Below are 21,552 nucleotides of genomic sequence, written 5' to 3' on the forward strand. Positions count from 1 at the left end.
CCGTCACCCGCATTTCCCCCACAGCAGGAGGAAAGACATGGCACGCAGACACCTGTCTGCAGCGCTCGCCCTGATAGCAGGCGCCGCCGCTCTCGTGGCCCCCACCACGACCGCCCAGGCGTCCACGCCGGGCGACAAGGACGTCACCGCAGTCCTTTTCGAGTGGAAGTTCGACTCCGTCGCGAAGGCGTGCACGGACTCCCTCGGTCCCGCCGGCTATGGCTACGTGCAGGTCTCGCCGCCCCAGGAGCACATCCAGGGCAGCCAGTGGTGGACCTCGTACCAGCCCGTCAGCTACAAGATCGCAGGACGGCTCGGCGACCGCACCGCCTTCGCCCACATGGTCAGCACCTGCCACAGCGCGGGCGTCAAAGTCGTCGCCGACTCCGTCATCAACCACATGGCGGCAGGATCCGGCACCGGCACCGGCGGTTCCTCGTACACGAAGTACAACTACCCCGGCCTGTACTCCTCGTACGACATGGACGACTGCACCGCGCAGATCAGCAACTACCAGGACCGTGCCAACGTCCAGAACTGCGAACTCGTCGGGCTCGCCGACCTCGACACCGGTGAGGACTACGTCCGCGGCAAGATCGCCGGATACCTCAACGACCTGCTCTCCCTCGGAGTCGACGGCTTCCGCATCGACGCCGCCAAGCACATCCCCGCGAACGACCTCGCCAACATCAAGTCGCGGCTGACCGACTCCGGCGCCTACTGGAAGCAGGAGGCGATCTACGGGGCGGGCGAAGCGGTCTCGCCCGACGAGTACGCCGGCACCGGCGACGTCCAGGAGTTCCGCTACGCCCGCAGCCTCAAGCAGGTCTTCAACAACGAGAACCTCGCCTACCTGAAGAACTTCGGTGAGGGCTGGGGCTTCATGGCGTCCTCGAAGACCGCGGTCTTCGTCGACAACCACGACACCGAGCGCGGCGGCGACACGCTGAACTACAAGGACGGTGCCAACTACACCCTCGCCAACGTCTTCATGCTGGCCTGGCCGTACGGTTCGCCCGACATCCACTCCGGCTACGAGTGGTCCGACAAGGACGCGGGGCCGCCCAACGGCGGCACGGTCAACGCCTGCTACAGCGACGGCTGGAAGTGCCAGCACGCCTGGCCGCAGATCTCTTCCATGGTGGGCTTCCGCAACACCGCGCGCGGTGAGGCCGTCACCAACTGGTGGGACAACGGCGGCGACCAGATCGCGTTCGGTCGCGGCGCCAAGGCGTACGTCGCCATCAACCACGAGAGCTCGTCGCTGACCCGTACCTTCCAGACGTCGCTGCCCGCCGGTGACTACTGCGACATCCAGTCCGGCAACGGTGTCACCGTCAACGGCTTTGGTCAGTTCACCGCGACACTCGGCGCCAACACGGCCCTCGCGCTCCAGGTGAACGCCCGTACCTGCACGGGCGGCGGTACGACGGACCCGGGCACCAGCACCTCCGGAGCCTCCTTCGGCGTCAACGCCACCACCCAGCTCGGCCAGAACATCTACGTCGTCGGCAACCAGTCCGCGCTCGGCAACTGGAACACCGACAGCGCGCTCAAGCTGGACCCGGCGACCTACCCGGTCTGGAAGCTCGACGTGAGCATGCCCGCCGGGACGTCGTTCGAGTACAAGTACATCCGCAAGGACGCCAGCGGCGCCGTCACCTGGGAGAGCGGCGCCAACCGCACGGCGACGGTTCCGTCGACCGGCAAGGTGTCGCTGACGAGCGACGTCTGGCGGAGCTGAACCCGGCGCCCGGGCCGGGGCGGCTGACCATGTCGTCCCGGTCCGGGGGCTGAACCGGGGGCCGGTGCCGCATCGGGGCGTCTCCTCGAGTGCCGCAGACTCCCCGACACCGCGGCGAAAACGTCCTATTACTGCGTCACCCTGCGGGGATCGCCCCGATACGTCCCCTCCCGGCGCACCGGCCGGCAAGGACGTGGTCGCCCGGCACGGAGGCCTACGGCGCCCTGTGGGCGTCCGGTGTCGGAGGCCCTCGGACGGCGCCCCGGGGCGGGGGTGCACCAGGGCGATCCCCGCAGGACGGCGCAGTAAGTGCACGGCTTCCCCGCGGTGTCGGGGAGTCTGCGGCGTCCGAGGAGACGCCCTGGTGGACCCCCGCCCCCCGGCCCGCCCGAACAAGTCCGTCAACCCCGAGAATCCCGAGAACCCCATAACCCTCGCAACCAAGGAGCCCCTGCCCCGTGTCCCGTACCTCCCTCAGACGGGGAGCCGTCGCCGCTCTGTGCGCAGCGCTCATACCCGTCGTCCCGGCGGCAGCCACCACCGCCGCGCCGAGCCCCCCGGGCCCGCCGTCGGACGCCCGGCTCGCCGCCGAGCCCGCCCGGCACGACCTGACCCGCGAGCAGTTCTACTTCGTCATGCCCGACCGGTTCGCCAATGGAGACACCTCCAACGACCGCGGCGGACTCACCGGTTCGCGCCTGGCGACCGGTTACGACCCCACGGACAAGGGGTTCTACCAGGGTGGTGACCTCAAGGGCCTGACCAACCGGCTCGACTACATCAAGGACCTCGGCACCACCGCCATCTGGCTCGCCCCGATCTTCAAGAACCGCCCGGTCCAGGGCGCCGGAAAGGACGCCTCGGCCGGCTACCACGGCTACTGGATCACCGACTTCACCCAGGTCGACCCGCACTTCGGCACCAACGCCGACCTGTCGAAGCTGATCGACAGGGCCCACGCCAAGGGCATGAAGGTCTTCTTCGACGTCATCACCAACCACACCGCGGACACCGTCGACTACGCCGAGAAGAAGTACGGCTACAGGCCGAAGGGCGCCTACCCGTACCTCGACAGGGACGGCCGCCCCTTCGACGACAGCAAGGGCCTGGCGAAGGTCGACGCCGACTCGTTCCCGTACACCCCGAAGAACACCGGCACGAAGATCCCGTCGTGGCTCAACGACCCGACGATGTACCACAACCGCGGCGACTCGACGTACGCAGGCGAGTCCACCACGTACGGCGACTTCTCCGGGCTCGACGACCTGTGGACCGAGCGGCCCGAGGTCGTCTCCGGCATGGAGAAGATCTACGAGAAGTGGGTCCGTGACTTCGACATCGACGGGTTCCGGATCGACACGGTCAAACACGTCGACCTGGACTTCTGGACCCAGTGGGCGACCGCCCTCGACGCCTACGCCGCCCAGCACGGACGTGACGACTTCTTCATGTTCGGCGAGGTCTACTCCGCCGACACCGCCATCACCTCCCCGTACGTCACCCGGGGACGGCTCGACGCGACGCTCGACTTCCCGTTCCAGGAGGCGGCCCGGCAGTACGCCTCGCAGGGCGCTCCGGCCTCGAAGCTCGCCGCTGTCTTCGGCGACGACTACCGCTACACCACCGACAAGGCCAATGCCTACGAGCAGGTGACCTTCCTCGGCAACCACGACATGGGCCGCATCGGCGCGTTCCTGAAGCAGGACAACCCGAAGGCCGACGACGCCGAGCTGCTCGACCGGGCCCGCCTCGCCAACGAGCTGATGTTCCTCAGCCGCGGCAACCCCGTCATCTACTACGGCGACGAGCAGGGCTTCACCGGCGCGGGCGGCGACAAGGACGCCCGCCAGACCATGTTCGCCTCGAAGACCGCCGACTACCTCGACGACGACGAACTGGGCACCGACCGTACGCACGCCTCCGACGCGTACGACACCGGCCACCCGCTGTACCGGAACATCGCCGCACTCTCCGAGCTGACCAAGGAGAACCCGGCCCTGCGTGACGGAGTCCAGACCGAGCGGTACGCGGAAGGCTCCGTCTACGCGTTCTCCCGTACGGACCCCAAGCGCGCCGACGAGTACCTCGTCGCCACCAACAACGGCACCGAGGCGAAGACCGTCGAGCTGTCCACCGAGTCGGCCGCGATGAACTTCCGCACGCTGTACGGAGGTTCCGGTACGGTCCGCAGCGACGCCGACAAGACGATCACCGTCACCGTGCCCGCCCTCTCCAGCATCGTGCTGCGTGCCGAGAAGCCGCTGGGCGCCCCGGCCGCCAAGCCCTCGATCACGCTGAAGGCGCCCGCCGCCGGAGCCACCGGTACCGTCGACATCTCCGCGGACACCGACGGCGGATCGCTGAACCGGGTCGTCTTCGCCGCCCAGACCGGCAAGGGCAGGTGGGTCACCCTCGGATCCGCCGACCACGCCCCGTACAGGATCACTCAGCACCTGGACGACACCGTGGCGGCGGGAACGCCGCTGCGCTACAAGGCCGTTGTGGTCGACCGTGCCGGACGCACCGCGAGCGCCCTCGCCTCGACGACCGCGGGCCGGGCCCCCGCGGCCGAGAAGCCCGTCGCCGTCGAGCGCGACTACGCCGTCGTCCACTACAAGCGTGCGGACGGCGACTACGACGGCTGGACGATCGAGTCCGGTGACAAGTCCGCCGAGTTCACCGGGCGCGACGCCTACGGCGCCTTCGCCTGGATCAAGCTCGACGAGGGCACCTCCTCCGTCCCGTACACGGTCGAGAAGGACGGCACGGCCGACGGTCCGCAGCGCACCGTCGAGCTCGCGAAGGCCGGGCAGGTCTGGATCGAGCAGGGCAAGGACGGCCAGTCGGACACGGCCCCCGAGGGCGCCTACCCGGCGCAGGACAGGACGAAGGCCGTCCTGCACTACCACCGCGCCGACGGCAACTACGACGGCTGGGGACTGCACACCTGGACCGGCGCGAAGGACCCCACCGACTGGGCGAAGCCGCTCCAGCCGGTGAAGAAGGACGCCTACGGCGTCACCTTCGAGGTCCCGCTCACCGACGGGGCCACCTCGCTCAGCTACATCCTCCACAAGGGCGACGAGAAGGACCTCCCCAGCGACCAGTCCCTCGACCTCGCCACGTACGACCACGAGGTGTGGATGGTCGCCGGACAGCCCGGCTACCTGCTGCCGCAGACCGGCGGTATGCCCACCCCCGACCTCACCAAGGCCGAGGCGCAGTGGATCGACTCCGGCACCGTCGTCTGGAAGGTGAAGGCCACCGACGCCACCAGCGAGCAGCTCGTCTACGCGAAGGACGGCGGGATCTCCGTCGTCGACGGCTCCCTCACCGACGAGGGGCAGTGGCTGCGGCTCAGCCCGTCCGCGCTGACCGATGCCCAGAAGGCGAAGTATCCCCACCTCAAGGACTACCCGGCCTTCACCGTCGACCCGCGTGACCGGGACCGGGTCCGTGAGGCGCTGCGCGGCCAGCTGATCGCCACCCAGCGCGCCGCCAACGGCGCCCTGCTCGCCGCCACCGGCGTACAGAGCGCGGGTGTGCTCGACGACCTGTACGGCAAGAACGCGAGCACCGCCGCGCTCGGCCCGGTCTTCGACCACGGCAGGCCCACGCTCTCCGTCTGGGCCCCCACCGCGCAGACCGTCGCCCTGGAACTCGACGGCAGGACCGTCCCGATGCGGCGCGACGACCGCACCGGCGTCTGGTCGGTCACCGGCACCGCGAAGTGGACCGGCAAGCCGTACCGCTTCGCGGTGAAGGTGTGGGCGCCCACCGTCCAGAAGATCGTCACCAACAAGGTCACCGACCCGTACTCCACCGCCCTGACCACCGACTCCGCCCGCAGCCTCGTCGTCGACCTCGACGCCCCGGGGCTCGCACCGAAGGGCTGGGCCGGGCTGAGGAAGCCCGCCGCCGTCCCGCTTCGCGACGCCCAGATCCAGGAGCTGCAGATCCGCGATTTCTCGATCGCGGACCCGACGTCCCAGCACCCCGGCGAATACCTCGCCTTCACCGACACCCGCTCCGACGGGATGAAGCACCTCAAGGAGCTCGCCGACTCCGGCACGAGCTACGTCCATCTGCTGCCCGCCTTCGACATCGGCACCATCCCCGAGAAGAAGTCGGCCCAGCAGAAGCCCGCCTGCGACCTGTCCGTGTACGCCCCCGACTCCGAGGAGCAGCAGGCCTGCGTGGCGAAGGCCGCCGCGAACGACGGGTTCAACTGGGGCTACGACCCGCTGCACTACACCGTCCCGGAGGGCTCGTACGCCTCCGATCCGAACGGCACCAGGCGCACCGTCGAGTTCCGTCAGATGGTTCAGGGGCTGAACGGCGCCGGACTGCGGACCGTCATGGACGTCGTCTACAACCACACCGTCGCCTCCGGCCAGGACGACAAGTCCGTCCTCGACCGGATCGTGCCCGGCTACTACCAGCGGCTCATGGACGACGGCACCGTCGCCACGTCCACCTGCTGCGCCAACACCGCGCCCGAGAACACCATGATGGGCAAGCTCGTCGTCGACTCGGTCGTCACGTGGGCCAAGGAGTACAAGGTCGACGGCTTCCGCTTCGACCTGATGGGCCACCACCCCAAGGCCAACATCCTTGCCGTCCGCAAGGCGCTCGACGCGCTGACCGTGGCCGAGGACGGCGTCGACGGGAAGAAGATCATCCTGTACGGGGAGGGCTGGAACTTCGGTGAGATCGCCGACGACGCCCGCTTCGTCCAGGCCACCCAGAAGAACATGGCCGGCACCGGCATCGCCACCTTCTCCGACCGGGCCCGGGACGCCGTCCGCGGCGGCAGCCCGTTCGACGAGGACCCCGGTGTCCAGGGCTTCGCCAGCGGCCTCTACACCGACCCCAACTCCTCGACCGCCAACGGCACCCCGGCCGAACAGAAGGCCCGGCTGCTCCACTACCAGGATCTGATCAAGGTCGGCCTGACCGGCAACCTCGCCGACTACACCTTCACCGACTCCTCGGGCCGTACGGTCAAGGGCTCCGGCGTCGACTACAACGGGGCCCCCGCCGGATACGCAGCGGTTCCCGGCGACGCCCTCGCCTACGCCGACGCCCACGACAACGAGACGCTGTACGACGCCCTCGCCTTCAAGCTCCCGGCGGGCACCTCGGCCGCCGACCGGGCCAGGATGCAGGTCCTGGCGATGGCGACCGCCACTCTGTCGCAGGGCCCGTCGCTCTCCCAGGCGGGCACGGACCTGCTGCGCTCCAAGTCGCTGGACCGCAACTCGTACGACAGCGGCGACTGGTTCAACGCACTGCACTGGGACTGCCGGGACGGCAACGGCTTCGGCCGCGGACTGCCGCTCGCGGCCGACAACAAGGCCAAGTGGTCCTACGCCAAGCCGCTGCTGACCGCCACCGCGCTCAGCCCCGGCTGCGCACAGATCGACGGCGCGTCCGCCGCGTACCAGGACCTGCTCAGCATCCGCACGACGGAGAAGGAGTTCGACCTCTCCACCACCGAGCAGGTGCAGTCCGCCCTGTCGTTCCCGCTCTCCGGGAAGGACGAGACGCCCGGGGTCATCACCATGCGCCTCGGGAAGCTGGTGATCGTCCTCAACGCGACCCCCGGCACCGAGCACCAGCAGGTCGCCGATCTGGCCGGGAAGGACTACGCCCTGCACCCCGTCCAGGCCGCGGGGGCGGACCCCACTGTCAAGAAGGCCTCGTACGAGAGGAGTTCGGGAAGCTTCACCGTCCCGGGACGCACGGTGGCCGTGTTCTCCCTGCGGTGACCCGTACCGGACCACGTTGAGGGCAGCCGCCGGGGAGTGAGCCGCATCGCGCACTCCCGGGCGCGTCCCTCCCACCACCTCGGCCGGTTCCGGTCCCCTTTCCCACGCGCGTACGCCGTACGGGAAAGGGGACCGGACCGGTTCGTCACGGCCGACCGCGCAAGGAGCAGGGCGCCCGGCGCTCCACCGGCGGAGCAAGGATCGGATCGTGCCGCGTGCCGGACAGTGACGGTGACCATGGTGGGAACCATTCCCGACGAGACAAGGAGCTGCAGGGTGAGCAGCGAATTCCCTTGTGCGGTCATGGCGATCACCGTAAAGGTGAGCTCTGACAACGGTTCGTACCGCACCCCGGAGCCCCAGATGCCGCAGATCACCGTCGACTACTCCGCCGAACTCGACGACACCTTCGACCGCCGCGGCTTCGCGCTCGCCCTGCACCCGCTGGTCGCCGAGACGGTCACCACGAAGGTCGCCGCCTGCAAGACCCGCTTCCGCCGGGTGGACGAGTCCGTGGTGGGCGACGCCGCCACCGGCGACGCGATCCTGCACGTCTCGATCGCTATGCTGCCCGGCCGCACCGAGGAGATCAAGGCGAAGCTCACCGAGTCCGTACTGGAGCTGTTGGCCGCGCACATCAAGTCCGCCGACGACCTCACGGTCCACACCTCGGCCGAGACCCGCGACCTGGACCCGTCCTACCGCAAGCGCTGACCGCGCCGGCCCTTACGGCCTGGTGCACGACAGAGAGTGGATCAGGTCGTTACGTCAACCGCTGCGACGGCACAGCCGGTACAGCGGGCGAGAAGGCGGAGAGCCGCGCCAGCAGATCTCCGAACGGCCCGTCGGCCGGCTCCTCCGCGAGGACCCGAAGCACGATGCCCGCCATCTCCGCGTCGTATGCCGCACTCACCGCGGCCAGCGCCGCGAAGTCGTGCACCAGTTGCATCTCCAGCTCCGCGCGCGGAATCCGCCGGCCGTCCAGCCAGATCAACGCCGTCGACTCGGCCAGCGACACCCACGACCGTACGACCAACTCCAGCCGCGCCGGGGGCTCCTCCACCCCCAGGTGGGCGAGGATCTGCTCGTACGCCGCCTGCCGCACCCCGTCGATCATCGCGTTCGCCGTCGACGACCCGACTGCGGGCCCGCCCCGCATCAGCGCGGAGAATCCGGGCCCGTGCTCGTCCACGAAGTCGAAGAACCGCCCCATGACGCGCAACAGCCGTGCTCCCAGGGGCCCTTCACGCGGCTCCAGGAACCGGCCCGCCAACTCGTCGGCTGCCCGCCGCAGTGCCGCCTCGTACAGGCTCTGCTTCCCCGGGAAGTAGTGGTAGACGAGCGGCCGGGAGATCCCGGCGGCGGCAGCGATCTCATCGATGGAGACGTCGTCGGGGGCGCGATGGCTGAACAACTCCAGCGCGACACCGATCAACTGCTGCCTGCGCTCATCGACGCCCATCCTGCGCCGTACCCCGGTCGTCATGGCACCAGCGTACCGACCGCGACTTGGACGGGGCTCGGTGGTGCACCGGGCCGATCCCGCCGGCCCACCTCAGGCCGTTCCGCCGCATCGGCCGGGACCGGGCAGCATGCGGGCGCGGGGCCCCGCAGGTGGTCCGTCACCACCCGCAGGGCCCCGCACACCGGAGCGGCATCGGCTCCCGCTACCTACTCCTTCCCCACCTCGGCCGAGGCCGCCGCGAGGAAGGTGTCGAGGACCCCGTCGCCCACCTTGGGCCGCACGCTTCCCCAGGTGTTGCGGGCCGGCACCACCCGTACGGCACGGGCCTGGGTCTGGAGGCTCTTCGACTCCTCGAGCAGCTTCTGGGCCTGGCCGGCGTCCTGGGCTCCCAGTGCGTCCACCATGGTCACCATCGCCTTGCCCCACAGCGCGGTGGCGTCCAGCCAGGAGGCGGCGTCGGTGGTGAAGCCCTGCTCGACTGCTCCGCCGCGGATGACGGCGGGCGCCTGCTCGATGCGCTCGGCGTAGGCACGCAGGTCCGTCAACGCCTCCGTCCTCCGCCCGGCGTTCCAGTCCGCCCAGAAGGCGGCGATGCGGCGGGCGAGTTCGGGGGCCTGCCGCTGCCACGGGGTGGCACCGAAGGTCGGCGCCATGTGCTCCAGATCACCGAAGACGAGCAGGGCTTCGGTGGCCTGCGGGTCGCCGCCCGCGAGATAGGCCATGGCGCGCGGCCAGCTGGTCCGCGCGTCGTACGCGATGTCGTTCCAGGTGAAGTCCGCGGCGCCGAAGACGGCGACCTTGCTGGCGTACGGCTGGTTCATCGGGTTGGCGACGATGCCGGAGAGGTGGCCGGACAGGCCCGCCTCGCGCTTGTCGTAGGGGGCGAGCAGCAGTCGGCCGCTGGTGTTCCCGTAGTCGTTGACCGGATAGTTGTCCCAGACGAAGACCTTGCGGCCGAAGAGCTTGGATGCGCCGTCGGCCTGGTCGTTGGTGATCGTCGGAGGTACGACGTCGGTGCCGGTCCACATGACCACGACCGCGGGGTCGAGGGTGGCCCGCATCGTCTGCTTGTAGCTGGTGTCGGTCAGGTCGCCGTACTCGGTCGGCACCATCTGGAGGGGGCGGGCGTCCTCGTGGGTGGCGATGAAGTTCCGCTGAAGGTCGTTGAGCAGATCCACCTGCGCCTTCGCGGCCGCGGTGCGTCCCGGCTGGCCGTACGCCGCCTGGTCGGCCGCGCAGTTCCACTTGGTGTAGCTGATGTCGTCCAGAGGGATGGAGAAGGACCGGGTGCCCAGGTCGTAGAGGGCCTGGAGCTTGGCCTTGAGGGCCTTGCGGTCGTCGGGGTCGGAGTAGCAGATCGAGCCGCCGGGTGAGACGGCGAACGTGAAGCGGACGTGGTTCGCGGTGGCCCGGTTCACCAGCTCGCCCAGTTCGGCGAGTTTGTCGGTGGGATAGGCGTCGCGCCACTTGTCGCGGTGGTAGGGGTCGTCCTTCGGCGCGTAGATATAGGTGTTGGCCTTGACATCGCCGTAGAAGTCCATCTGGTCGAGTCGTTCGGCATGGGTCCAGGGCTTGCCGTAGAAGCCCTCGATGGTGCCGCGCAGAGGCATCGAGGGGAAGTCGCCGGCCTGTGCGCCCGCCACCGTCCAGTCGTCGTCCTGGCGTTGGAAGAGCTGACGCAGGGTCTGGACCGCGTAGAACTGGCCCGTCGCGTCCACGCCCCCGAGGGCGATCTGCGGATGTGAGGGATGCCCCGACACCCGCAGGGCGTATCCCTCGGCGTGGTCGGGCACGGCGGTGTCGCCCAACGCGTTCGCGATGTCCGGACGTTCTGCGGGTCCCAGCCTCACGGTGAGCAAACCCGCGCCCGCTGGCGGGACATTGCCGGGGGAAACGATGTCAACGCGCGCGGCGCCGTGCCTCTTCAGCTCACGGATCAGGCGGTCACGGGCGGCTGCGTCCGTGCGGTCGTCGGCGACCACGAACACCCGGCCGGTGACGGTCGCGTCCTCGCCGGAGCGAGAGATGGACTGCGGGGTCGGGGAGACCGGCGGCAGGGGGCGGGCGCCGGCCGAGGCGGCGCCCGCCGCGTCCGCGACCCCGGCCGCCTGGGCGCTGGCGCCGTGTGGCAGCACCCCGAGCACCATAGTGCTTGCTATTGCGAACATGCTGACGGCGATCCTGCGTCTTCCCATGGAGCTCTCCAAGGTGGTCTAGACCACAACGACCTCAAAAGGCTACTGGTAAAACTCAGTTCACTGTCAAGAGGTCCGACCTATTGGATTAGACCACTTGAGCCGTTACGTTTCGCTGGAGCCAACCATGGAGTCCAACGTGCATACAAGGGAGGGGAGAGCTCTGTGATCACGGTGCTCACGCGCGACAGCAACGGGTCGGTGTGCTCGTGATCGAGTGCGAGGCGGGCGAAGGATCGACCCGCGGCATGCGGGCGGGCCACGCCCCGAACTCTCCCTACAGGTCCAGCACCAGTCGCTCCCCCCGGCAGCGCGACACACAGATCAGCATGGAGTCGTCGCGCTCCGCGTCCGTCAGGAGTTCGTCGCGGTGGTCGATCTCGCCTTCCAGCACGCGCTGTTGGCACGTTCCGCAGAAACCCTGTTCGCAGGAGTACGAGACATGAGGGAGTTCTTCGCGGACCGCGGCCAGGATCGACTGGTCCGCCGCGACCTGGACCGTACGCCCGGTGCGGTGCAGCTCCACCTCGAAGGCGCCGGAGCCGGCCGGTGATGCGGCCGCTGCCGTGAAGCGTTCCAGGTGCAGGGTGCAGTCGGCCGGGAGAGCGGCGGTGACCGCGTCCATCAGGGGTTCCGGGCCGCAGCAGTAGACCGCGGTGCCGGGCGCGAGGCCGGTGAGGGCCGCCGCCGCGTCCGGGTGGCCCGACTCGTCCTCCGGTACGAGCGTGACGCGGCGGCCTTCCGCGCCGAGCTTCTCGATCTCGTCCAGGAACGGCATCGAGGCGCGCGTACGACCTCCGTACAGCAGCCGCCAGTCGGCGCCGGAGACGGCAACCGCCCGCAGCATCGGAAGGATCGGTGTGATGCCGATGCCGCCCGCGACGAAGACGTACGCGGGGGCTTCGGTGACGAGCGGGAAGCGGTTGCGAGGGCCGCGGATCTCGATCTCCTCGCCCTCGTGGAGCCGGGTGTGGACCTCGCGCGAACCTCCGCGACCGTCCTCGACCAGGCGGGTCGCGACCGTGTACGTGTCGGGGTCGGCCGGGTCGCCGCAGAGCGAGTACTGGCGTACCAGACCCGACGGGAGTACGAGGTCCAGGTGGGCGCCGGGCTGCCAGGCGGGCAGGTCCGGTCCCTCCAGGCGGAGTTGGACCACGCCGTCCGCCGGCGCGGTGCGCTCGGTGATCAGCAGTCGACGGGTGGTGGTGGAACGGCGGCCGGACTGTCCCGAGATCGGCTCCTCCAGGGCCGGCAGCGGCCACAGCGGGGACCTCTCGATGCGGCGCTGCAGGGCGCGCCTGGTGAGCAGCGCGGCACCGGTGACGAGCAGGACGGTGCGCAGGCGGGGGCGGGGCAGGGCCATGGTCAGTGGGATCCCGTCATACGGGCCTCGGCGGCCAGTGCCGCGGGCGAGTGGGCGAGATAGTCGATGGCCTGCGCCGTACTGCCCTCCTGGGAAGGGTGGTAGGAGTGACTCAGGTAGCGCGGGATGGAGCGCAGCAGGGCGGGAGTGGAGGGCAGGGTGCCGCGCTTGCCGCTGTCGTAGAACGCTTTGAACGACGCCTTGCCGTCGAGCAGGCTGGGGTCGTTCTCCATGAAGAAGCGGACACCGCGCTGCCAGAGGAAGAGCAGGGCGGAGAAGGCCATCCCCCAGGTGCGAACCCGGCGCCGGTAGCCGCCGTCGACATGCATGAAGACCTCGAAGGCCACCGAGCGGTGTTCCACCTCCTCGGCGCCGTGCCAGCGCAGCAGGTCCAGCATGGTGGGGTCGGCACCCTTGCGGTCCAGGGCCTCGGAGTTCAGGATCCAGTCGCCGAGGAACGCCGTGTAGTGCTCGATCGCCGCGATGATCGCCACCCGCTCCATCAGCCACCACGTGCGGGCGCGGCCCGGCGGCAGCGTCCGGTCGCCGAGCAGCTTCTCGAAGAACCAGTCGACCTGTGCGGTGTACGGGGTCGGGTCGAGCCCGAGCTTCTTCAGATGGGGGAGGACGTCGTCGTGGGCCTGGGAGTGCACGGCTTCCTGGCCGATGAACCCGATCACGTCCTGCCGCAGCTGTTCGTCATGGATGTACGGCAGCACCTGCCGGTACACGTGGATGAACCAGCGCTCCCCGGCCGGGAGCAGCAGATGGAGCACATTCATCGTGTGCGTGCTGAAGGGGTCGCCCGGCACCCAGTGGAGAGGAGTCCTCTCCCAGGCGAACGAGACCTTTCGGGCCTTCAGCTCGGTTCGCTCCGACGCGACCGCCGCTGGCTGCGTGTTAGACATACTGTCAATGTACTGACGGGTACGCGGAGGGAACAGGGGCGTGCAGCGAATTCCTGCAGCCGCTGATCGGTGGTGACGGAGGGCGCTGTCCGTCGTGTTCGGCGAGCTTCCGACAACGATCGAGCGCCTGCTTCGGTCAGGTCGCACTCGATCCATGACGAGATCGTCGCCCAGCGACTGCCGTCAGTTGGCTCCGGGCCGCGCCCAGTCGGGGCGCACGTGTCGGGCCCGTGGCGGTCCTCCTCGACGGAGGGCGCCACGGGCCCAGTTCATACTGCGGTTCGGATCGGATCAGCGGGAACGGTACTCCCGGTACCGGTCCTGGTCGTGGCCCCAGCGCCCGCGGTAGTCGAGGCCCCAGCGCCCGTGGTCACGGTAGTCGTGGCCCCAGCGTCCGTGCTTGCGGTGGTGGCCCCAGCGTCCGTGGTCGCGGCGGTCGTGGCCCCAGCGCCAGTCGTCCCAGCGGTCGCCATCCCCGTGCCGACCGTCACTGGCCTGCAGGGAGTGGGCACCGCCGGCGGCGCCGGGGGCAGCGGCCTGAGCTGCGCCGCCGCCGCCCAGCACGACGACGGCGGCCACACAGACTGCGGCAGCGAAGCGGGAAACATGCATAGAAATCTCCTGTCGCAGCAGACGCCGATGCGCCTGCTCGGATTGGACACCGCAACCGTCGCCCCCCGAGGACCGTCGACGATCGCGCCACGCGCTCCAAGACACCCGATCTGCTGCAATGCCGCCGATCATGGAACCGAGTCCTGTAGGCAATTCGTGTACCGTCCATCCGTTCCCCCCCGTCCCCTCCCGTGACCGTGGCCATCCACCCCTCGGAACCCCCTCCCACCTGCAGGTTCCCCACCGAGGTATCGGGGGCGCGCACGTCCGGCGGCGACTGCGCGCCCTGATTCCGCGGGCACGCCGGAGGGTCCGCCGCCGGGCACATGAACCGGCCGGGCGGAGGATCACGGCGTGCGCCACGGGATACGGCACGGCGGCATGGTCAGCGCAGCGCGCCCACCCGCCTCCCGTCCGCCAATAGCCCGTTCAACCGCGCCCGATCGCCCGCCCGTGCCCGTACCGCGAGCAGATGCCCCTGCGCCCGGCCCTCCACCCCGCCCGACGTGGTCAGCGAGGCGAACTCCGCGCTGCCCGCCGCCAGTACGTACCACCTGCCGCCGCGCGACTTCCACAGCACGCCCGCCAGAACCCGCGGATCCCGCTCCCCGCAGGCCGGCGAGTCCTCCGCGCGCGCCGCCACCGCCCCGGGCGGCACCGCACCACCGGCGGCGGACTGCGGCGACGGGGCCTGGAACTGAGCGAGGACCCTGCTTCCCGAGCCGCGCCAGGTCTCCGCCCGGGTGCACAGCCACTGCGCGAAGCCATTGCCCTCTGGCAGCCACTGTCGCGCGTACGGCCAGGAGTTCACCGAGCGCACGCCGCGCGAGCGCACCGTGGTCAGCAGGCAGGCGGTCCGTGCCCAGCTCTCCCGCTCCGCCCGCCCGGACACGTCGTGCGGCGCCGACGGCGGCCCGGAGGTCAGCCGGGCCGGGGCGAGTTCGCCGAGGTCCGTCAGCAGACGTGTCGCCGTGGCGTCCCGCATTTCGACGGCGGACCAGGACCGGCAGTCCCCTGTCGTCTGCGGACTTGCCAGCACATCGGTCACGCCGTTCCGGTCGCGGTGCAGCGGCCGGGCGGCCCGGTCGGGGGCGAGCAGATCCCGTACGGACGCCTGCCGCACCCAGGGAGCCGTCAGATAGCGGACCGTGCCGCCGCCACGGCTGACGATCAGAGCGTCGGCGGAGGACGCGTCCGCACTGTCGACACGGGCGAAGTCGAGCGCCGCGCCCTGTGCCGGATCGGCGTCGCGAGCCTCCGCGTACCGCACGATGCGCAGCCCGTCGTAGAACAACACCACCGCGGCCGCGCCCACCTCGCCCGCGTACAGCAGCTGCGGGGGCCCCATCGGTGGCCCGACCGGCGTCCCGGGCGTCGTGGACGACCTGACGGCGCGGCCCGGACGTGCCCAGACGGCGAGTGCGCGCCGCAGCAGCCGGGTGTCGTCGGTACGGTCGCCGCGGGTGGGCCAGGCGGTGAAGTCGGTCCGGGGCGAGCGCTGCCAGTACGAGGGTGGCACCCTTACCAACGCGGCGGGTTCCAGGGCCTGTTCGGCCGCCGGGTTACGGGAGTACAGCGGCGCGGACGCCAGGTCCCGGCCCCAGCCGTTGCCCGGAAGACCCAGCAGCGCCCCGCACACCAGGAGAGCGGCGACCGCCGCGAGCGCCGCTTTCGCGTGCCGGCGGCGGCGCAGCAGATCAGGCGGGCGGGCCTGCAGAGAACAGGGGTCGAACTCCGTGGAGTCCAGGAGCGCGTAGGGCGCGGCCACCGCGTCCGCCTCCGTCAGTGCCGCGTGCGGGTCCGCCACCCCTGCGGCGGCGAGCACTCGACGTACCTCCCCATCCGCGAGGCCCTCCAGGCCGCGCAGGACGTGCGCCGCGCGCGCCGGCCCGGAGAGCGCCGACAGAGCATGGTCCAGGGCGAGTTCGTCCGCACCTCCGGAGTGCGGGAACAGGCGCAGACCCCACACCAGAGGGAGGAGCGGCGGAAGCTGCGACCGGCGCGGCCAGGCCAGGCGACGCAGCGGGCGGCCCGCCTCCAGGGCGGTGCTCACCACCCGCTGCCGGACGTGTGCATAGCCCGGGTCGATCGCCGTCCCATCGGCGGGGCGGCGGCGGGGGAGAGGGACGCGGTCGTCGGCCGTGAACGCCGTCCGGCGCCCCAGCGGCAGGGACCGCTGGGCGAGGGAGTGCGCCGTCAGGACTCGGCGGTTGCGGCCGAGGGAGGACGGCAGGACGAGGTAGCCGAGCCGGACCAGTCGCGGATAGTGCTCGACGAGCGCCGCCTCGGCCTGCTCCACATCGACCGGGGCGGTGGCGGACGGTTCTTCTGGCAGTAGGCGCACATTCAGCTGAACGAGCGAATCGTGCGATGGTCACCCCGGCCCGCGAACCGTTGACTCGGATCGGGCCGTTCGGCCGCGCGACGGAGTGCGAAGGGGCACGATGGCCGGATGGTGGCGCAGCTGGAGATACGACGAGAGCGTCGTTCCGGGGGCAGGACCGCGGCGGTCGTCCTTGCGGGACTGGTTCTCCTGGCGGCATGCGGCGGGGGCGGCGACGACAAGCCGCACGTCCCGCCGACGGCGACCGGCAGCCTGGAGCAGCTGGCCACGAAGGCGCACTGCAAGCCGAACATCCAGACCGACGCGCAGGAACTGCGTCAGGCCAACTGCACGACGGACGACGGGCTTTATGTGCTCGCCACCTTCGCGACCGACCGCGGGCAGCGTGAGTGGATCAACGAGGCCAACGACTACGGCGGCTCGTATCTGGTCGGCCGGAAGTGGGTCGCCGTCGGTGAGGCGAACGTGGTCGCAGCACTGCGCGGCCGGCTCGGGGGGACGGTGGAGAGCGCCTCGCCGCACCACCACTCGGGGAGTGGGGGGAGCGGGGGAGGGCACTCCGGTCACCACGCGAGCTGACCGCGCAGGCAAGAGGGGAGGGGCGCTGCCGAACGAGCGGATCAGCGGCACCTGCGCCCGCCGTTGACGCAGCTCACCACCTTCTTCATCAGGTTGTCGTCGAAGACGTTGATGAAGTCGCCGTGGTCGGTGACGGGCTTGTGCAGCTGCTCCGGGAAGGAGTCGACGGCGAAACCGGGGCCCGGCGGCACGTCGTACACAATGCGCTGGACCAGCTGGGGAATGGCCTTGAAGCCGTTCGGGCACCGTCCGTCGGCCCGGGCGAAGGCGACATGGGTGCGGTGGTTCGCGGAGTCGGTGTTCCGTCCGTCCCAGCAGCTCTGGAAGGCGAACGAGCGGACCACCTGGCTGCCGTCCGGGCAGATCGGGTATTTGTCCTTGAGCTGACGGTTCTCGAATCCGGTGCAGCTCCACGATGCGTTGGCGTTGGCGTCGCCGTTGGTGAACGCCTTGGCGTCGCCGGTGATGATCCGCAGGAATCGCGGCATCGCGGTGACCTTGCCGGTGGGATTGCCGACGAATTTCAGTGTGACCTGGGACGGAGTCTGGATCTCGCCGACGTTCTGGTCCTTTCCGCCGCCATCGGCAGCCGCGTCGTTCTCAGCCGTCCCGTTCTGCAACCGCAGCACGGGCCAGTAATAGGTGGACCTGTCCCCCTGATTCCGGCACGTGGTATCACCGTTGGCCAGGTCGTCATCGTCGGCGAAGGCGTCGTTGGCCTGATTTCCGACGTAATCGTGCATGTGGTGGGCGCCGTTGCTCACTCCGGGCGCGACGATGACGTTGTCGGGGTTGAATTTTCCGTTCTCGTTACGTCCGCAGTCGGTGGTGAACGTACCGCGCGAGGCGCCGCGACGTAGGCGGGGCTTGTCGACATTGGGCTGCACGGACTGGATGTCGACGAAGTCGGGAGCCTCGGGGCCGTTGCCCTGCCGGCCCTGACCGTTGTCGCCTCCCTGGCCCCCGTCCTGGTCGCCGGCCTGTCCGCTGCCGCCGTCAGTGCCGAAGGCGTTGTCGTCGTCGGCGCGCAGACTGCACGGGGCCAGCCCGTCCAGCCCTTCCGGGCGGTCCGCGTTGCGCTCGATGGCCGTCGAGATGCGGTCGATGCCGGCCGTCCGCTTGTCCTTCAGTGGACCGAGCACGGCATTCTCGACGAGGTTCGGATCGCGGGACATCTCATCCTTACGATCGGCGAATTGCTGGTAGGCCTCGGTGATCTGGGTGTCCATGGCGGCCAGTTCGCGGTCGACCTCTCCGCGCGCCTCATCGGGTACGTCGGGAAGTTCGTTACCCACGTCGGGGCAGTCGATGGTGGACATCTGGGTGCCCGCATTCCATGACCGGTCGGGGGGCGAGCCCGACGCTCCTTCCCCCGCCGAAGCGTGGACATTGACCGCGACCAAGCCACCCCCGCCCAGAATCAATGCGGCCGAGGCGATAATGGCCCGGTTGGCCGACGTCGAACGTTTGCGTGATGTGCGTCCCATGGAAATCCTCATGCCTCGAGGGAGAAGCGTGACGTTCCATACGGGTGTGGTTCGGGGGCCGTTCAGCGAAAGGGGAAGTTCGTAGAAAACTCCATTCGCAAAGCGGGTCACATGGGGGCGGGAGCGAACGCGGCGAGCTGAGGGTCGACGGGTGCGTCGGTCAGCCGGTTGGCAAGCGTCGACATCGTGTACGCGCCGATGCCCAGGACCACTTCCAGGGCGTTCCGGTGGGTGTAGCCGTGCGCGAGGAAGGCCTGCAGCGTGTCATCGTCGACCGCGCCCGCCGTGGCGATGACGGCCAGGGTGAACTGCCTCACCGATTCCAGTCGTTCGTCCGGGAGCGGAAGTGGCTTCTCCTCGCGCAGCGCGGCGATGAGGTCGGCGTCCGCACCGAGGGCGGTGAGCTTCGCGGTGTGCATCGCCACGCAGATGTGGCACCTGTTGCGGGTGGCGATCGTCATGATCAGGACCTCGCGGGAGAGCGGGTCCAGGGTGGTCGACTCGAAGATCGCGCTGATCTTCAGAAAGCCGTCGAGCAGCTGCGGCGACGTGGCCAGCCGGCCGACGGCGGCGGGCAGGTATCCCTGCTTGTCCGCTACCGCCTTCATGGTGCGACGGGCGGCGGAGGGGGCGGATTCGAGGGTGTGGTCGGGGAATGCGGATGCGGGCATGGCGTGACCTCTCGCGTAAACTCGACAACGTGATTGACGAAAACGTAAACCAAGTTGTCGAGTTGTGCAATGGGTGAGCCGGCAGGGCGGGCCGATGAGTCGGCGACCGCCGGAGAGGGTGCGGGCTTCGAACTGCCCCTGCTCCTGTTCGCCGGGTTCCGGGCGATCATCGATGAGCTGCACCGGGAGCTGGCCGAGAGCGGTCACCCGGACGTGCGGCCCGCGTACGGCTTCGCGCTCCAGGCCGTCGGCCGCGACGGCGCGACCGCAAGTGAGATCGGCCGACGGCTCGGCGTCTCCAAGCAGGCCGCCGGGAAGACCGTCGACAGGCTGGAGGGCCTCGGTTACGTCGAACGCGTCGACGATCCGCAGGACGGGCGCCGCAAGCTGGTCCGGGTCACCCCGCGCGGTGTCGACGTACTGGTCCGGTCCGCCGAGGGGTTCGACCGGCTGCGCGCCGAGTGGTCCCGGGCGCTCGGGGCCGAGCGGCTGCGCGCCCTGGAGTCCGACCTGCGCGCGATGGCGCCCGCCGGTGGGTTCCGGCTCGACGCGGCGGCATGGTTCAACGGCTGAGTTGCTGCCAGTCGACAGTGGAGAGATGGGACGTATGTTGTAGGCACCCTTCCCGTGGGCCCCTTTGTGCGGCAGCATGCGCACGTCGGTACCCGAGAGATCCGACCAATGGGGTCGGGAAGGGGAGGGAACCATGGCACGACGCACCCGTGTGCTCAGTGCGCTCGCACTGGCGGCAGCGGCCGCGCTCGTACCCGTGCAGGCCACCGCTCAGCAGGCCGTTCAGCAGTCCGGGCCCGGGGCGGCCGCGCCACGGGGCGCTCCGGGCGCCCCGTGCGCGGCGCCCGTGAAGCCTGCCTCGCAGATGGCCGTCGAGTCCTGCGACACCCCCGAGCGGATCATCGAGAAGGCTGCGAACATCGTCCCCACCCCGGGCCAGCTCGCCTGGCAGCAGCGGGAGGTCACCGCCTTCACGCACTTCGGCATGAACACCTTCACCGACCGCGAATGGGGCTCCGGCACCGAGGACGAGAAGCTCTTCGCCCCGAAGAGCATCGACGCCGACCAGTGGATGCGCGCCTACAAGGCGGCCGGAGTCGAGCAGGTCATGCTCACTGCCAAGCATCACGACGGGTTCGTCCTGTACCCCTCCCGCTACACCGATCACTCCGTGGAACTCAGCCCCGGCAGCCCCGATGTCGTCGGCGCCTACGTCAAGGCCGCGCGCAGGGCAGGGCTGAAGGTCGGGCTCTATCTCTCGCCCTCCGACGGCGCCGAACTCCCGCACGCCTGGCATGCCCAGTGGGTCGAATCGATCCGTAAGAAGCAGGCGGAGGGCAAGCCGCTGAGCCTGCCCGAGCGGATGGCTCTGGAGGACGGGGACCGCGCACCCGCCGGCGAGGGCCGGTTCGGCAACGGAAGTGCTGTCACCGAGCGCACCATCCCCACCCTCGTTCCCGGCGACGACCGTGCCTCCGCCGTCGAACGCGGCAAGCTGCCCACCTTCACGGTGATGGCCGACGACTACGACGCGTACTACCTCAACCAGCTCTACGAGCTCTTCACCCAGTACGGGCCGATCGAGGAACTCTGGCTGGACGGCGCCAACCCCTGGTCCGGCTCCGGCATCACCCAGAAGTACAACGTCAAGCAGTGGTTCGACATGGTCAAGGCGCTGTCGCCGAACACTGTCGTCTTCCAGGGCCCGCAGGGTGTGCGCTGGGTCGGCAACGAGAGCGGAATCGCCCGCGAGACCGAGTGGAGCGTCACCCCGCACGCCACCGACCCGTGGACCGGACTCGGCAGCCTGCCCAACGACTCGACCGACGCCGACATCGGTTCCCGCACCAAGCTCCTCGACCCGACGACCAGGTACCTGCAGTGGTACCCGGCCGAGGCCGACGTCTCGATCCGGCCCGGATGGTTCTACCACCAGGAGCAACAGCCCAAGACACCGGCGCAGTTGATGAACCTGTACGAGAAGAGTGTCGGCCGCAACGCCTCGCTCCTGCTGAACGTGCCGCCCGGCCGGGACGGCAGGATCGCCGACGCGGACGTCGCTTCACTGACCGCCTTCGGCAAGGCCGTACGCAGCACCTACGGCACCGACGTGCGGCGCACGCAGGGCCCGGGACCGCACACCTTCGACCGGGTCGCCGTCCGTGAGGACATCCGGCAGGGTCAGCGCGTCGAGAAGTTCGCCGTGGAGGCCCGGATCGACGGCAGTTGGCAGCGGATCGCCGAGGGCACCACCGTCGGCAACCGGCGTATCCTGCCGCTCGCCTCGCCCGTCACCGCGACGGCGGTACGGGTCAAGGTGCTGGAGTCCCGGGCCGCACCGCACCTGGGGGCGACCACGCTGCACCTGAGTTCGGCCGGATGAGCCGTCGGTCCAGGGTGC

At 69.8% G+C, this 21,552-nt stretch carries 14 protein-coding genes; 6 read left to right on the forward strand and 8 right to left on the reverse strand.

The genetic code is table 11. The features are described from left to right. Positions 1-37: 37 nt before the first annotated feature. The 3 genes from ACFU8W_RS08135 (at position 38) to ACFU8W_RS08145 (ending at position 8,229) form a co-directional block, all read left to right on the forward strand. On the forward strand, positions 38-1,744 hold the full coding sequence (locus tag ACFU8W_RS08135) for a carbohydrate-binding module family 20 domain-containing protein (RefSeq protein WP_384033455.1): 1,707 nt from the start codon (positions 38-40) through the stop codon (positions 1,742-1,744). Between the two features lie 458 nt (positions 1,745-2,202). Beyond that, on the forward strand, positions 2,203-7,515 hold the full coding sequence (pulA, locus tag ACFU8W_RS08140; RefSeq protein WP_384033458.1) for a pullulanase-type alpha-1,6-glucosidase: 5,313 nt from the start codon (positions 2,203-2,205) through the stop codon (positions 7,513-7,515). Between the two features lie 363 nt (positions 7,516-7,878). Further along, positions 7,879-8,229 (forward strand): isomerase, encoded by a 351-nt coding sequence (locus tag ACFU8W_RS08145; protein ID WP_345513001.1) that lies wholly within the window; start codon positions 7,879-7,881, stop codon positions 8,227-8,229. 49 nt (positions 8,230-8,278) lie between these two features. Here the strand turns inward: ACFU8W_RS08145 and ACFU8W_RS08150 are convergent, their stop codons facing one another. From ACFU8W_RS08150 to ACFU8W_RS08175, 6 genes are all read right to left on the reverse strand, one after another. Beyond that, positions 8,279-9,001 carry a TetR/AcrR family transcriptional regulator gene (locus ACFU8W_RS08150; protein ID WP_345512834.1) on the reverse strand — a complete coding sequence of 241 codons (723 nt, stop codon included), beginning with the start codon at positions 8,999-9,001 and terminating at the stop codon, positions 8,279-8,281. A 185-nt stretch (positions 9,002-9,186) separates the two neighbouring features. Beyond that, complete coding sequence (locus ACFU8W_RS08155; protein WP_384033462.1) at positions 9,187-11,148, reverse strand: beta-N-acetylglucosaminidase domain-containing protein; 1,962 nt, start codon at positions 11,146-11,148, stop codon at positions 9,187-9,189. Between the two features lie 304 nt (positions 11,149-11,452). Next, positions 11,453-12,532 (reverse strand): PDR/VanB family oxidoreductase, encoded by a 1,080-nt coding sequence (locus ACFU8W_RS08160; RefSeq protein ID WP_384034274.1) that lies wholly within the window; start codon positions 12,530-12,532, stop codon positions 11,453-11,455. A gap of 8 nt (positions 12,533-12,540) precedes the next feature. Next, on the reverse strand, positions 12,541-13,446 hold the full coding sequence (locus ACFU8W_RS08165) for a metal-dependent hydrolase (RefSeq protein ID WP_384033465.1): 906 nt from the start codon (positions 13,444-13,446) through the stop codon (positions 12,541-12,543). 291 nt (positions 13,447-13,737) lie between these two features. After that, positions 13,738-14,058, reverse strand: coding sequence for a hypothetical protein (locus ACFU8W_RS08170; protein ID WP_384033468.1), 321 nt, complete (start codon positions 14,056-14,058; stop codon positions 13,738-13,740). Between the two features lie 385 nt (positions 14,059-14,443). Further along, a complete protein-coding gene (locus ACFU8W_RS08175) occupies positions 14,444-16,402 on the reverse strand; it encodes a hypothetical protein (RefSeq protein ID WP_384033471.1) in 1,959 nt (652 codons plus the stop codon). Between the two features lie 108 nt (positions 16,403-16,510). Between ACFU8W_RS08175 and ACFU8W_RS08180 the strand changes: the two genes are divergently transcribed. Beyond that, positions 16,511-16,981: a hypothetical protein gene (locus ACFU8W_RS08180; RefSeq protein ID WP_384033474.1), complete on the forward strand. Its 471-nt coding sequence runs from the start codon at positions 16,511-16,513 to the stop codon at positions 16,979-16,981. A 41-nt stretch (positions 16,982-17,022) separates the two neighbouring features. Here the strand turns inward: ACFU8W_RS08180 and ACFU8W_RS08185 are convergent, their stop codons facing one another. Continuing rightward, a complete protein-coding gene (locus tag ACFU8W_RS08185; protein WP_384033477.1) occupies positions 17,023-18,468 on the reverse strand; it encodes a DUF1996 domain-containing protein in 1,446 nt (481 codons plus the stop codon). Positions 18,469-18,575: 107 nt separating this feature from the next. Then, positions 18,576-19,139: a carboxymuconolactone decarboxylase family protein gene (locus ACFU8W_RS08190; protein ID WP_345512824.1), complete on the reverse strand. Its 564-nt coding sequence runs from the start codon at positions 19,137-19,139 to the stop codon at positions 18,576-18,578. A gap of 69 nt (positions 19,140-19,208) precedes the next feature. Here ACFU8W_RS08190 and ACFU8W_RS08195 point away from each other — a divergent pair, with 69 nt between their 5' ends. Both ACFU8W_RS08195 and ACFU8W_RS08200 read left to right on the forward strand, forming a co-directional pair. Further along, positions 19,209-19,712: a MarR family winged helix-turn-helix transcriptional regulator gene (locus ACFU8W_RS08195; protein WP_384033482.1), complete on the forward strand. Its 504-nt coding sequence runs from the start codon at positions 19,209-19,211 to the stop codon at positions 19,710-19,712. Positions 19,713-19,845: 133 nt separating this feature from the next. Continuing rightward, on the forward strand, positions 19,846-21,534 hold the full coding sequence (locus tag ACFU8W_RS08200; RefSeq protein ID WP_384033485.1) for an alpha-L-fucosidase: 1,689 nt from the start codon (positions 19,846-19,848) through the stop codon (positions 21,532-21,534). Positions 21,535-21,552 lie beyond the last annotated feature (18 nt).

This window comes from Streptomyces sp. NPDC057565 (assembly GCF_042801455.1).
GTDB classification, from domain to species: domain Bacteria; phylum Actinomycetota; class Actinomycetes; order Streptomycetales; family Streptomycetaceae; genus Streptomyces; species Streptomyces yanii.